Here is a 13,777-nt window from a genome sequence, read left to right as displayed (position 1 = left end):
GGAAACGGGCGGGAACTCCATGCAAATCAATGACCGTTCATTGCGGCTGGACGCGACGCCGTGAGATCATGGAATCGGAGCAGCGTCTCGCCACGCGTCCCAGTTGCACGCACGATGATTTCTTTGCTGATTTGAGAAGACCGGAATGGCTGGAGCGAGAATGGCTGTTGGACGGATCGGATCTGGGCTGCGATCCGTCGTACGCCACTCCCTGGCGACCCTGCTCGCGACCACGGCGCTCGGCGTCGTCGCCGCGCACGCCGTGGACGGCACCTGGACCGGCGCCTCATCCACCGATTGGGCGGACGGCGCAAACTGGACGCCGGCGGTGCCGGACGTCACGGCCACCTTCACCAACACGGGCACGACCACCGTCGACAGCAACGGTCTCGTCAACATCGGCTCTGTGGTGTTCACGCCCGGCGCGCAGGCCTACACCGTCAACGTCAACGACATCTTCGTCGTGAACGGCACCGGCGTCTCGAACAACTCGGCCAACCCGCAGGTGTTCAACGTCGGCGCCACCATGGTCTTCACGAATTCGAGCAGCGCCAGCGGCGGCACCAATTTCGTGACGTACAATGTCAACGGCGGCGGCGCGATGAGCTTCAACGGCACCTCGACCGCCGGCGCATCCAACATCACCAACAACGGCGACGTCGAATTCAACGGCGGCAGCAATGCCGGAACCTCGTCGATCACGAACAACATCGTGATGAACTTCAACGACTCGAGTTCGGCCGCCGGCTCCATCATCACCAACGCGTCCACCGGCTTCCTCACGTTCACCACCACGGCCACGGCCGGCACTGCGACGATCGACAACAGCGGCACGCTGAACTTCACCAACTCCGCCACCGCCGGCAACGCCACCATCACCACCCAGAACGGCGGCATCACGAGCTTTACCGGGACGTCAAGCGGCGGCAACGCCCGCTTCATCACCAATGCCGGCGGCACCTTCGACATCTCCGGCCTGACCAGCGGAAGCATGACGGCGGGTTCGATCGAGGGCGCGGGCAATTACGTGCTCGGCGCCAACACGCTCGTCACCGGCAGCAACAACGCCTCGACCACGGTCGACGGCGTGATCTCCGGCGCCGGCGGCGGCCTGACCAAGGTCGGCACCGGCACGATGACGCTGACCAACCTCAACACCTATACCGGCGCGACGACGGTCTCGGGCGGAACGCTGGCGCTGTCGGGCTTCGGCGACATCTCGTCGTCCAGCGTCGTGACGGTCGATGCGACGTTGGACGCCTCGGCATCTGCCTTCTCGTTCAACGTCCTCACGACGCTCGCCGGCAGTTCCTCCGGTGTCGTCAACATGGGCAGCAACGGGCTCGTGATCGCCAACGGCTCGACGGAATTCGCGGGCGTAATCCAAGGCACCGGTGGGCTCGAGATCGTCGCGGGAACGCAGACGCTGTCCGGCGTGAACACCTACACCAACGCAACCCAGATCGACGGCCTCGCCACGCTGGCGCTCAAGGGCGGCGGCTCGATCGCGAATTCACTCTACGTCGCGTTCGCGGGCGCAGGCGCAACGCTCGATATTTCGCAGACCACGTCCGGCGCATCGGTTTCACAGCTGTTTTCGTACGGCAATTTCGGCGTCGTCGCGCTCGGATCGAAGACGCTGACGCTCACGGCTGGCAGCGGCACGGCCTTCGGCGGCGCGATCCAGGACGGCGGCATCGCCGGTGGCACCGGCGGCAACCTTGTGATCGCAAATGGGGCCGTGGCGCAGTTCTACGGCACCAATACCTATACCGGCACCACGACGATCGTGAGCGGCGGCGAGCTCGATCTCATCAATTTGGGCGGCAGCGACGGCAGCATCGCGGGCTCGAGCAATGTCATCGCCAACGGCATCTTCGACATCCAGAATCTGAGCACCGGCACCTCGATCAGGTCGCTGGCAGGCTCGGGCAACGTCAATCTCGGCGCCAACACGCTGACGATCACCAATGGCATCGGCAATTTCTCGGGCGTGATCGCCGACGCCGGTGCGGGCGGCGGCCTGACCGTGGCCGGCGGTACGCAGACGCTGTCCGGCGCCAACACCTATAGCGGCGCCACCACCGTGAACGGCGGCACGCTGGTCGTGGACGGCTCGATCCTAAGCGCGACCACCGTCAATGCCGGCGGCACGCTCGCCGGCAGCGGCACCGTCGCCGGCGTCGCGGTCAACGGCGGCACGCTTGCGCCGGGCAGCGCGGCGAACCCGTTCGGCACGCTGACGATCAACGGACCGCTGACCTTCACCGCCGCCTCGACCTATCTGGTTCAGGTCTCCCCGACCACCAACAGCCTCGCCAGCGTGACGGGCGCGGCCAATCTCGGCAACGCGACGGTGAACGCGAATTTCACCTCGGGCACGGTCAAGAAGCAGTACACGATCCTGACCGCGGCCGGCGGCCTTACCGGCACCACGTTCAATCCGAATGTCGTCTCCAGCATGTCGACGCTCAACGCGTCGCTGAGCTACGACACCAACAATGTCTTCCTCAACATCAACGTCAACTTCACGCCCGCCAGCGGCCTCAACGTCAACCAGCAGAACGTCGCCAACACCCTGACGAACTTCTTCAACACCACCGGCGGCATCCCCGCGGCCTTTGCATCGCTGGGGCCGGCCGGACTGACCGCAGCCTCGGGCGAGCTCGGCACCGGCATCATCCAGTCCGCGATCAACGCCGACGGCCAGTTCCTCAATTTGATGCTCGACCCGACCATCATCGGCCGCTCCGGCGGCTTCGCCAAGGCGGGCAGCGTCGCGCAATTCGCCGAGAGCGATGACGCCTCCGCCTATGCCACCATGCGCCCGGCCAATGCGCGCGAGCGCGAGGCCTATGCGATGGCGACCAAGGCGCCGCTGCTGTCCTCGCAGCCGGCCAATCGCTGGAGCGTCTGGGCAGCCGGCTATGGCGGCTCGGCCGACGTCGGCGGCAACACGGCGGTCGGCTCGCAGGATCTGACCGCGCGGGTCTGGGGCGGCGCAGCCGGCGCCGACTACCGGCTTTCGGTGGACACGCTGGTCGGCTTCGCCCTCGGCGGCGGCGGCCTGAATTACTCGCTCGCCAATGCGATGGGCTCGGGCTCGGCCGACCTGTTCCAGGCCGGTGTCTATGGCCGGCACAATTTCGGCCCAGCCTACATCTCGGCCGCGCTCGCTTATGGCTGGCACGACGTCACCACCAACCGCACCGTGGCGCCCGGCGGCTTCGACCAGCTCCAGGGCCGCTTCAAGGCAGACACCTTCTCGGCCCGCTTCGAGGGCGGCTATCGCTTCGCGACGCCCTGGATCGGCATCACGCCTTACGCTGCGGCGCAGGTGACCAATTTCAACCTGCCGAACTACTCCGAAACCAGCCTCAATGGCGGCGGTCTGTTCGCGCTGAACTACGCGTCGCAATCCCTCACGGACACCCGCTCCGAGCTTGGCCTGCGCACCGACAAATCCTACGCCATGCAGAACGGCGTGCTGACCTTGCGCGGCCGCGCCGCCTGGGCCCATGACTACAATCCGAACCGCGCCGTCACCGCGCTGTTCCAGACCCTTCCGGGCACCAGCTTCGTGGTGAACGGCGCCAGGGTCGATGCCGACTCTGCGCTGGTCAGCGCCAGCGCCGAGATGAAATGGCTGAGCGGCTTCTCGATCGCCGGCACGTTCGACGGCGAGTTCTCCGGCAACGTCACCAGCTATTCCGGCAAGGGCGTGTTCAAGTACAGCTGGTGAGCTGACGCGGCCGCCCTACTTCCCGGCCTGCCACTGGCCGGACACGCCCAGGATCACCCTGACGCGGCCGGTGGGGGCATCGCTCAGCGCGGTCGTCTGCGGCACCTGGACGTCGAGCTGGTCGACGAACAAAAACGGCATGCCGGCTTCGAGATCGTAGAGCAGCTTCTGCAGCGCGGGCTGCTCCAGCTCGCAGCTCACGACGAGGCCGACGAAACCGTCCTTCGCTTGCGCTCCCGCAACGTCGACCTGCGAGGACTGCACCGAGCCGCCGACATTGCCGACCGCGGCCGCGACCCGCTGCAATAGATTGGCGCCCGCGACCGTCACGGTCGGCCCCTCCAGGAACGGCGTACCGGGATGCTCGGCCGAGACCGCCGCGGCATTCTTGGCGTTGCCCTTGCGGCCGCGCAGCTGGTCGAGCAGATCGGAGGTCTGCGCCAACGCCTGGCGGTGCGCGATGACATCTGCGATCGACAGGCCCGCCATCAGCAACAGCCCGCCGGTGATGGCGAGATAGAGCGTGACCGCAATCAGCGGCGAGCCGGTCAGCGCTCGCGTCACCGCGTTTCCACCCGCAAGCTTGGTGCGGCTCATGGTGTCGCTCATGGCGCGTTCCTCGGCTCGACCTGCGCCTCGATGTGGAAGCGCTCGCCGGGATCGGTGGAGCTCCGCGTCGTCGGGGCATAGAAGGTCGCGCGGGTGAAATGCTGGGACTGCTCGATCAGCGGAATCAGCGAGGGCGCATCGCGGGTGATGCCGCCGATCTGGATCTTGTTGCCGGCAAGATGCAGCTCGGTGACATAGGTGTGGTCAGGCAATATCCGGCTCAGCGATTCCAGCACGATCACGCTCGCCGGCGTCTCGTATTTGCGCCGCTCCAGCAGCGCGAGCGGCGAGCGCTCGCCGCCGTCGTTGCCGCGCAGCGCGGCGCGGCGCTGGGTGATCTGCCGTTCGAGCTCGCTCTCCTGCGCGCTGAGGCTGTCGGCGAGATATCCTGCCGCGACCGATCCGACCACCGCCGCGACCGCGGCGAGGGCCAGCACGGCTTGCAGAATCCGGCCCAGCCGCGCCGGGTCGATCGCGCCGCGCGAACGCTGCTCGAACACCTTGATGCGCCCGCCTCCGCCCGCCTCGGTCACGATCGCGATCGCCGACGGATGGAACGAGGACACCGCCTCGACATAGCTCATCGCCAGCCGGCGCGGCGCCGCCGCGATCTCGGTGCTGATGCTCTCGCTGCCATGCGCCACCGGCGGGCTGCAGCCGAACACGGCCTCGGCCGCGTTCCACGGCGTCAGCCGGTCGATCTGCGCCCGCACGATGCCCTCGATGAACTCGGCAGCGCGGGCCGGCAGCTCCAGCGGGCGGAACAGGAAGCGGGCCGGGCGCAGCACGATCTCGACGCGGCTGCCACGGAAGATCTGCGCCAGATTGCCGCCCTCGAACTTGCCGTCCTCGAACGCGATCTGCTTTCCGCCGTTGTCCTGCTTCGCAGCCTCGAGCGCGAACGCGCCGGCCTCGGTTTCGACCAGCCGCACCACGCGCGGCGCCACCGTGCGCTCCAGGGCGGCGACGATCGTGCCGGCCACGGTGCCGGTCCAGGCATCGAGAATACCGCGAAGGGAATTGAGCGAACTCATCTCACAAAGGCTTTCCAGCGGAGCCGTCGAAGGCGTTGTGCCACGACAATACACGATAGGGCTCATCGCCGCTTTCGAGAAGCAGGATGACGATTTCGGCCGAGCTGCGGCGATGCGACGGCGCCTCGACGGCGACCGTGACCCGGTAGGCCCGCGAGCCTTCGGCCGTCGCATTGGTGTTGCCGGCGACGGTGACCAGCGATCGCGGATCGATATTGGGGTCGGAGCGGTCGCGCAACACCTGCTGCAGCTTCTCCGGCGTCATGCCGGGCAACGCCGCCACCACCTGGGGCGCGGCGTCCACCACGTTGACGGTCCGCATGTTGCTGAACACGGTGACGAAGGGCAGCACGCGCTCCACGACCGCGGACGGGATGCCGCGCACGAGCCAAAGCTCGTCACTGTGCGGAAACGGCGCATGCCGCGGCAGATAGGGTACGCCGAGCGTGCGGTAGTAAGTATCTTCCGGATTGTCCTGGCCCGGCTCCGTCGACGAGCGCCAGCCGAGGATACGATCGGCATAGACGGGCGCGTCCGTCGCGGAGACGCCGAGCCCCATCATCAGGCCGGTGAGCAACGGCTTCGGCGCCATGTTGAGATCGATCCGCGCGGCCTCCGAGCGGAAGGTGACGGTCACCCGGCCGGCCCCGACCCGCGCATTGAAGGTGCCGCTGGTCGGGCGCGTCGCCGCGTTCTGCGCCATCAGGCGGTAGGCTGCGAGCTCGAGGCCGGCGTTCACCAGCGCATCCTCCTGCAGCCGGTCGGCATTGACGGCCACCGTGACCGCGGTGTTGGTGACATAGGTCAGGTAGATCAGCGCAAGCGCAGCGAGCGCCGCCAGCATCCACAGCACGGCGACGACGATGAAGCCGCGGCCGTCGCGAAGGCTGCCATGGTCGAGCCTCGCACCGCTCACAGCTGCGGCTCCTCTTTGCCGCCCTGTTGCGGCCGGGTGCGCGCCGTGACGCACGTCGCGGGATTCTTGGCGCGCGCGCATTCGGCCGGCGCCGTGATGTGCGGGATCGCCGCGGCCGAGACGGCCAGCACCTGGCCGGTGGCACCATTGCGCACGGTGATGCGGATGCGATCCGGCAGTTGCGTCTGGCCCCGCCAGGTCGGCTGCCACTGTCCGTCCGGTCCGGCATAGGCGAAGCTGAGGCGAAACGGCGCGCGGATCAGCACGACCTGGTCGACGAAGCGGATCTGTCCGTCGGTCGGCATCGGCTGGAACGGCGCGCGCTCGCGCACCAGCGCGAGCCCCTGCGCATCGGCCTTCTCGATCAGGCGGATGAATTCGAGACCCGGGCGCGCGCTCGGGCCGAGCGCCGTGCGCAGGAACGTCACCGACAATTCGGCGCCGTCGAACAGCGGCACCTTGGCATCGCCATTGACGGTCATCTGCTCGGCGACCGAGAGGTCGGCGACGATGCGATCGAGGCCGGTCGCGAGCCGCTCGGCCCGCTGCACGCGGGCGATGCCGCGATTCCAGTTCGGCAGCCATTGCGCCGTCACCGTCGCCAGCGCCGCCAGGATCACGGTCATCAGCAGCGTCGCGAGCAACACCTCCAGCAGGGTGAAGCCCGCCTCGTCGGCAAGCGCATGGCGCAGGCGCGTCATGGTGCGGCCCGTCACTGCGAAGCCCTCGGCACCAGCTTCACCGTCGTGATCTGGATCGCAGCTCCGTCGGCGCGCTGGAGGCGCAGATTGACGGCCATCGGCACGAAGCGGTCGGTGGCGGGATCGCCGCCCGGCACGTTCATCGGCGCGACGTCGACCCGCCAGCGGCTGCCGGCGAGCTGGCCGCTCTGCCGCCCGGGCTTGAGCAGCCCGCGCGCCGGCAGGTCCGCAAGCAGGGTCTCGGCCGTGCCTGACAGCGCCAGGCGCTGCTCGATCGTGCGCGTCCCCTTGGTCGTCGTGGCGATGACCGATCCGATCGTCCCAAGCACGACCGCGATGATCGCGAGCGCGACCAGCGCCTCGATCAGGGTGAAGCCGGCGGCGTCAGAGCAGCTTCTGCGGGACAATCTCGACACCTCCGGTCAGCCAGTTGACGCGCACCTCATAGCCCATGCCGGGCCGCGCCAGCGCGATCGTTCCGCCGCACGACATGCCCGACGGAAAGAACTCGATCGACCGCCCGCTCGCGCGATCGGCGCAGCGCGAGGCCAGCGTCGCCTGCACGACCACGTCGCCGGGCAGGCGGATGATGCGTCCGGTGACGCCGGAGCGGATCGCGCGCGCCTCCGCGTCCACCTGGGTCGTCACCCGCACTTGCCGGCGCAGCGCCGCGTTGCGGTCGGCCTTCAGCAGCGCCGCCATCTCGACCGCATAGCTTTCCAGCCGGGCGCGCGTCGTCGAGCGCGGGATCGCCGGCAGGATGATCGCCGCGAGCAGGCCGATGATCGCGAGCACGCACAGGATCTCGATCAGCGCGAAGCCGCGCGCCTCGCGAAGACCTTCAGCGCGTACCGCTGACAATGTCGGCCGCCGTTCCACTGCCGCCTTCCTGACCGTCCGATCCGAGCGAGATGATCTCGTAGGGCGCGCTCGCGCCCGGCGAGCGATAGACATAGATGTGGCCCCAGGGATCGTTCGGCACCGCGCCGCCGCGCAGATACGGACCGTTCCAGCCGGTCTGATTGGTGTTGCGGGTCAGTGCGCCGAGGCCCTCGTTGGAGGTCGGATAGCGTCCGAGATCGAGATAATAGAGATCGAGCGCGCTGGAGAAGCTCTCGATCTGGATCTTCGCCGCCTTCGCCTTGGACTCGCTGAGATAGTTCAGCACCCGCGGGCCGACCAGCGCCATGATCATCCCGATGATGGTGATGACGACCAGCATCTCGACCAGGGTGAAGCCGGCCTCCCCCCGCCGCGCGCGCCGCCGGCCGCGCCTTAACGATGGACGTTTGATCACTCGAACCCCTCCCTAACCAACTATCTGGCTCACCGACATCAGCGCCGTCATCACCGAGGTGATGAGGCCGCCGACGACGAGTGAAATCGCAATGATCGCTGCCGGCCCCGCAATGCCGACCGCCCGGTCGAGCGTGCGCTGCAGCTTGACCTCGTAGAATTCGGCAACGCGTCCCGACAGCATCGGCAATTGCCCGGTTTCGTCGCCGAGCCGGAGCATGCGCACCGCCATCGGCGGCAGCGCCTCGGTCTCGGCGAGCGCATCGGAGAGCTTCGAGCCATGGCGGACGCGATCGGCGGCATCGCTCCAGACCGCGGACGGGCCGGTCGTCGCCATCATGTCGATCAGGATGCGCAGCGTGGTGGTGAGATTGACGCCGCTGCCGAGCAGCAGGCCGAGATTGCGGCAGAACAGCGCCGTGCGGTACGCGCGCATGATGTTGCGGATCGCCGGCAGCCGCACGATCGCATTGGTGATGCCGCGGCGGATGCGCTCCTGCCGCAGCACGAGCCATGTCGCCGCGATGGTGATCGCAAGCCCCGCCAGTACCGCATCGGAATTGCTGCGCAGGAAGGTCGAGATGTTGAGGAAGACGCCGACGACCGGATCGACCTTGGCGCCGAAATCCTGCAGCACGCTGGCGAACTGCGGCAGCACGAAGGTGAGGAAGAACAGCAGCACGCAGCCGGCCGCACCCAGCACGAACAGCGGATAGCGGATCGCATCCGACAGCCGGCGCCGCAGGGCTTCACCGCGCGCGCGTTCGCCGGCCAGCACCTCCAGCACCTGATCGAGCGACCCCGAGGCTTCGCCGACGCGCACCAGCGCGATATACATCGGTGGAAACAGCCCTTCATGCCGCGCCAGCGCCTCGGCAAAGCTCTCACCCGAGACGACGCGCGAACGGATGTCGGCAACGACCGGACGCAGCCGGCCGAAATCGGGATCGGCCGCGAGCAGCTCCAGTCCGTCATTGATACGGGCGCCGGCGCGCAGCAGCAGCGCAAGATCGCGGGTGAAGATGGTGACGTCTTCCGGCTTCGGCCGGTTGAAGATGCTGAGCACGCTGCCGGCCGCGCCGCCCTCTTCCGGCGTGACGTTGTCGACCAGCACGAGGCCAAGCCGCTCGATCCGCTGCGCGACGTCGCCGGGCGCGGGCGCGGCGATGGCCCCGGAGACCAGTTCGCCGTTGGCATTGAGCGCGCGGTAGCGATAGTTCGGCATGCGTTAGCGCACCGTCGTGACGCGGAAGACCTCGGGCACGGTGGTCAGGCCGGCCCGGCACTTGGCAACAGCATCCTCGAGCATCGTCGTCATGCCGCCTCGCATCGCGGCGGCATCGATCGAATGGGAATCGGTCTGCGGTCCGATCAGCGTGCGGACCTCGTCGGACATTTCCAGGATCTCGAACACGCCGTTACGGCCGCGATAGCCGGTGCCGCCGCAGCGCTCGCAGCCGCCCGCCTCGTGCACGACCTCGCCGCACTTGAAGCCGATCACCGCAAAGCGCGGGTCCTTGGCGATGTCAGCCTCGCTCAGCGTGTGCGGCACCTTGCAACGGTCGCAGAGCATGCGCACGAGGCGCTGCGCCACCACCGCACGCAGCGTGGACTTGAGCAGAAATCCCTCGATGCCGAGATCGATCAGGCGCGGCACGGCGGCCGCCGCCGTCTCGGTGTGCAGCGTCGTCAGCACGAGATGGCCGGTCAGCGCGGCATGGATCGCGATATGAGCGGTCTCGGCGTCACGGACCTCGCCGACCATGATCACGTCGGGGTCCTGGCGCACGAAGGCGCGCATGGCGGTGGCAAAGGTCAGTCCGATCGACGGCTTGACCTGGGACTGGTTGATGCCGGGGATCTCGTATTCGACGGGGTCCTCGATGGTGAGGATCTTGCGCGTCGGCTCGTTGAGGATCGACAGCATGGTGGCGAGCGTTGTGGTCTTGCCGCTGCCGGTCGGGCCGGTGACCACGATCATGCCGTGCGGCATCGCCAGCAGCCGCGTCATCGCGCTCTCGTCGCGCGCGCCGAGCCCGAGCTTGCTCATCTCCAGCAGACCACGATCGCGCGGCAACAGGCGGATGACGGCGCTCTCGCCATGCTGCGTCGGCATGGTCGCGACGCGGACGTCGATCTCGCTGCGTCCGACCCGAACGCGCGCGGCGCCGTCCTGCGGCAGCCGGCGCTCGGCGATGTTGAGGCTGGCGAGAATCTTGATGCGCGAGATCAGCGCCTGCGGCGGGATGCCGTGCGGCGACGGCAGCGCGCGCAGGAGGCCGTCGACGCGCATGCGCACCGCAAGTCCCGCGCGGAACGGCTCGACATGGATATCACTTGCGCGCAAATCCACCGCGCGCTCCAAGAGATCGTTGAGCGCACGCACCACCGGCGCGCCGCTGGCGAGATCGCGCAGGCTTTCGATGTCGTCGTCGGACTGCTGCGCAACGCTCCTGCCGCTTCGATCGGCATGCGCGTCGTCGGCCTCGGCCCGTTGATCGAGGACCGTCGTAATGTCCTCATATGACGCTACGACGACATCGACCGGCGCACCGAACACGATTTCGGCGGCGCGCGTGGCGGCCGTGTCGGAGGGGTCGGCGACAGCCAGCCGGAAACCCTCGTCCGGCGCGATGAAGGGAAAAATGGTGGATTCGCGCAGGAACCGGCGCGAAAAGCCGTCCAGGCGAGGTGTCGCCGCGAGCAGTTGCGGAAGGTTCAGCCGCGGCAGATCGAAATAATCGGAGACTTCGTCCGCGAACTCGGCCGCGGACAGTTCGGTCGCCTCCCACAATTCGCGCAAGGGGCGCGTCAGCGCGGGATTGGCCGACTTGTCCACATGGGCATGCGCCCGCAACGGCAGTGAATATTTGTCCAAAAGGTACTGCCGGAAGCTATCTGCGGAGCGGTCGCGCATCGCATTCACAGCGTTGACCTTGTTACCTGAATGCAACAACTTCGGCGGGGGCCGGAGGCCCTTTGCCCTTGACTTATTTCTTAGCAAAAACATAATCGTGGCGCAAACTTTGCGCGTCCGAACCGAGGGGGATCGGATGCAATTTCCGTTCACATCTAGCGTTGGCAGGCGTATTTTGTTTGAGGGTGTCCAGCCGCTTTTGCGACTTCGCTCAGCCTTGCCTGGAATGCTCGTGCTGTTGTCGGCGGCCTTCATGCTTGGCGCCTGCATCGTCACCGCCGACCAATCGATCGAATCCGATCCGAAGGATCCGCGCGCCCAGGACATCGCCGACAGGATCCGCTCCCTCGACCTGCAGCCGCGGCAACCCGCGGATACTGGATCGGGCGGCATTGCCCAGGCGAAATCGTCCAAGCCCGCGATCTATCTCAGCGATGGTGCAACGCCACAAGGCGGCGCGCTGGCCGAGCGGGACGATAGCGGCGGCAGCGGTTACGACCTGAATTTCGAGAACGCGCCGGTCGCGACCGTCGCAAAGGTCATCCTCGGCGACGTCCTCAACGTCGGCTACACGATCGACCCGCGTGTCCAGGGAACCGTGACGCTGGCCTCGGTGCGCCCCGTGCCCAAGGCGGACGCGCTCTACGTGCTGGAAAACGCGCTGCGCATGTCCGGCGTCGCATTGGTGCGCGACCGCACCGGCTATCGCCTGCTGCCGGCGCCGGAGGCCGGTCCCGGCGGCGTCGACCGCGCAGTGAACGCGGCGGCCGGCCAGGGCATCACGGTGGTGCCGCTGCGCTATGTCTCGGCCCAGAACATCTTCAAGCTGCTCGACTCCTTCGGCGTCAAGGCCGCGACCATGCGCTCGGACAACGCCCGCAACACGCTGATCGTCAGCGGCAGCGGCACCGACCGGGCCACTGCCGTCGACACCATTCTCTCATTCGACGCCGACTGGATGCGCGGACAATCCGTCGGCGTGTTCCCGGTGCGCAATTCCTCACCCGAGCCCGTCATCGCCGAGATCGAGAAGATCATGGATTCCGGTGAAGGCGGCATGAGCCAGAACGTGATCAAGCTGCAGCCGATCGCGCGGCTCAACTCGATCCTCGTGGTCACCCAGAAGCCGGAATATCTGAAGCGCGCGCAGACGTGGATCGCGCGGCTCGACCGCTCCGACACCGACGGCGTGAACCTGAAGTCCTATCCGCTGCGCTACGGCAATTCCAAAGTGGTCGTGGCGCTGCTGAACGAGATGCTGTTCAGCCAGAGCGCGTCGAGCAACTCGTCGCTCGACAGCGCCTCGAGCCAGCTTTCGCCGGGCTCGGGGATGTCGACGACGACCTCCACCAATCCCATCGCCTCGTTGAGCGCAATGCCGACCGCCGCCGCCGGAGCGACGACGCCGGTCAGCGGCCCCGCCGGCTCGGCGCTCGGTGCCCGCCCCGCTCCGGCCGCCTCAGCCACCGCGACGCCGGCGCAGGACTCCGGCCTCGGCGGACTGGGCGGCGGCGCGAAGCCCGGCGTCAACGCCATCCTCCAGAACGTGCGGCTCACCGCCGACGTCACCAACAACGCCGTGCTGGTCTACGCCAACCAGGAGGCGCAGCGCATCGTCGAGCAGACCATCCGCCAGATCGACCGGCCGCAGCGCCAGATCGCGATCGAGGCGACCATCGCCGAGGTGACGCTGAACAACCAGTTGAACTATGGCGTGCAGTTCTTCCTGGCGAGCCAGAAAGGCTCGATCTCCAACACCATTTCGGGCATCAGCAACAGCGCCACGATCGGCAGCAACACCGAGGCAACGAGCAACGCGGTCAACGCCGCCGCGGGCGCCCTGCTCGGCCGCGCACTGCCCGGCTTCAATTTCCTGATCGGCTCGGAAAATTCGCCGCGTGTCGTGCTCGATGCACTTCACAACATCACCGACGTCAAGGTGCTGTCGAACCCCTCGCTGGTGGTGCTGGACAACCAGGCCGCAACCTTGCAGGTCGGCGACCAGGTGCCGTTCTCGACCGGCACCGCGACCGTGCTGACCGCCAACAACACCGTGGTCAACACCATCGACTACAAGAACACCGGCATCATCCTGCGCGTGCTGCCGCGCGCCAACGCCAACGGCAACGTCGTGCTCGACATCGAGCAGGAGATCTCGAGCGTCGCCGCCGGCAGCACCAACTCGCTGACGCCGACGATCTCGCAGCGCCGGGTCAAGAGCTCGATCGCGGTGACCAGCGGGCAGACGGTGCTGCTCGCGGGCCTGATCAGCGAGACCGAGAACAGGCAGCGCCAGGGCATTCCGATCCTCGATTCAATCCCCGGCATGGGCGACGCCTTCTCGCACCAGACCAATACGCGGGCCCGCACCGAGCTGATCCTGTTCATCCGCCCGACCGTCATCAAGGACGGCGTCGATGCGCATGTCATCGCCGAGGAGATGCGCACCAAGATGAACAGCCGCCTGGTCGGCACCAGTAATCCCGTCGTCACCGTGGCTCCGCCCAGGGCGGCGCGCTAGAGCATGATCCGGATCCGAAGGGCCGCGTCGGCGCAAAGTGC

At 67.4% G+C, this 13,777-nt stretch carries 11 protein-coding genes; 2 read left to right on the top strand and 9 right to left on the bottom strand.

Annotated features, from left to right (window positions below; genetic code table 11):
• The first annotated feature begins 160 nt into the window (after nucleotides 1-160).
• Entirely contained in the window at nucleotides 161-3,742 is a 3,582-nt protein-coding gene (locus VGR99_RS10860) for an autotransporter domain-containing protein (protein ID WP_326898333.1), read from the top strand.
• A gap of 15 nt (nucleotides 3,743-3,757) precedes the next feature.
• Here VGR99_RS10860 and gspM read toward each other — a convergent pair whose 3' ends face one another.
• Genes gspM through VGR99_RS10815 form a run of 9 tightly spaced genes read right to left on the bottom strand, consistent with a single transcriptional unit; the run spans nucleotide 3,758 to nucleotide 11,215 of the window.
• A complete protein-coding gene (gene gspM / locus VGR99_RS10855) occupies nucleotides 3,758-4,351 on the bottom strand; it encodes a type II secretion system protein GspM (protein ID WP_414645109.1) in 594 nt (197 codons plus the stop codon).
• On the bottom strand, nucleotides 4,348-5,385 hold the full coding sequence (locus tag VGR99_RS10850) for a PilN domain-containing protein (RefSeq protein ID WP_326898332.1): 1,038 nt from the start codon (nucleotides 5,383-5,385) through the stop codon (nucleotides 4,348-4,350). The genes gspM and VGR99_RS10850 overlap by 4 nt, the downstream gene beginning before the upstream one ends.
• Nucleotide 5,386: 1 nt before the next feature.
• Entirely contained in the window at nucleotides 5,387-6,301 is a 915-nt protein-coding gene (locus VGR99_RS10845; protein WP_326898331.1) for a type II secretory protein PulK, read from the bottom strand.
• Nucleotides 6,298-7,017: a hypothetical protein gene (locus VGR99_RS10840; RefSeq protein WP_326898330.1), complete on the bottom strand. Its 720-nt coding sequence runs from the start codon at nucleotides 7,015-7,017 to the stop codon at nucleotides 6,298-6,300. Before VGR99_RS10840 ends, VGR99_RS10845 begins: the two co-directional genes overlap by 4 nt.
• Nucleotides 7,014-7,418, bottom strand: a complete 405-nt coding sequence (locus tag VGR99_RS10835) for a type IV pilus modification PilV family protein (protein WP_326898329.1) — start codon at nucleotides 7,416-7,418, stop codon at nucleotides 7,014-7,016. Before VGR99_RS10835 ends, VGR99_RS10840 begins: the two co-directional genes overlap by 4 nt.
• On the bottom strand, nucleotides 7,387-7,881 hold the full coding sequence (locus tag VGR99_RS10830; protein WP_326898328.1) for a prepilin-type N-terminal cleavage/methylation domain-containing protein: 495 nt from the start codon (nucleotides 7,879-7,881) through the stop codon (nucleotides 7,387-7,389). The genes VGR99_RS10835 and VGR99_RS10830 overlap by 32 nt, the downstream gene beginning before the upstream one ends.
• Nucleotides 7,844-8,299, bottom strand: coding sequence for a type II secretion system major pseudopilin GspG (gene gspG / locus VGR99_RS10825; protein WP_326898327.1), 456 nt, complete (start codon nucleotides 8,297-8,299; stop codon nucleotides 7,844-7,846). The genes VGR99_RS10830 and gspG overlap by 38 nt, the downstream gene beginning before the upstream one ends.
• A 12-nt stretch (nucleotides 8,300-8,311) precedes the next feature.
• Nucleotides 8,312-9,523 (bottom strand): type II secretion system F family protein, encoded by a 1,212-nt coding sequence (locus VGR99_RS10820; RefSeq protein WP_326898326.1) that lies wholly within the window; start codon nucleotides 9,521-9,523, stop codon nucleotides 8,312-8,314.
• Nucleotides 9,524-9,526: 3 nt separating this feature from the next.
• Nucleotides 9,527-11,215 (bottom strand): GspE/PulE family protein, encoded by a 1,689-nt coding sequence (locus tag VGR99_RS10815; protein ID WP_414645108.1) that lies wholly within the window; start codon nucleotides 11,213-11,215, stop codon nucleotides 9,527-9,529.
• 136 nt (nucleotides 11,216-11,351) lie between these two features.
• On the opposite strand from VGR99_RS10815, the gene gspD reads away from it, so the two are divergent.
• Entirely contained in the window at nucleotides 11,352-13,736 is a 2,385-nt protein-coding gene (gene gspD / locus VGR99_RS10810; protein WP_414645107.1) for a type II secretion system secretin GspD, read from the top strand.
• The last annotated feature ends 41 nt before the right edge of the window (nucleotides 13,737-13,777 follow it).

It is taken from the genome of Bradyrhizobium sp., assembly GCF_035935975.1.
Classification (GTDB): domain Bacteria; phylum Pseudomonadota; class Alphaproteobacteria; order Rhizobiales; family Xanthobacteraceae; genus Bradyrhizobium.
This window is presented reverse-complemented; position numbering and strand designations above follow the sequence as displayed.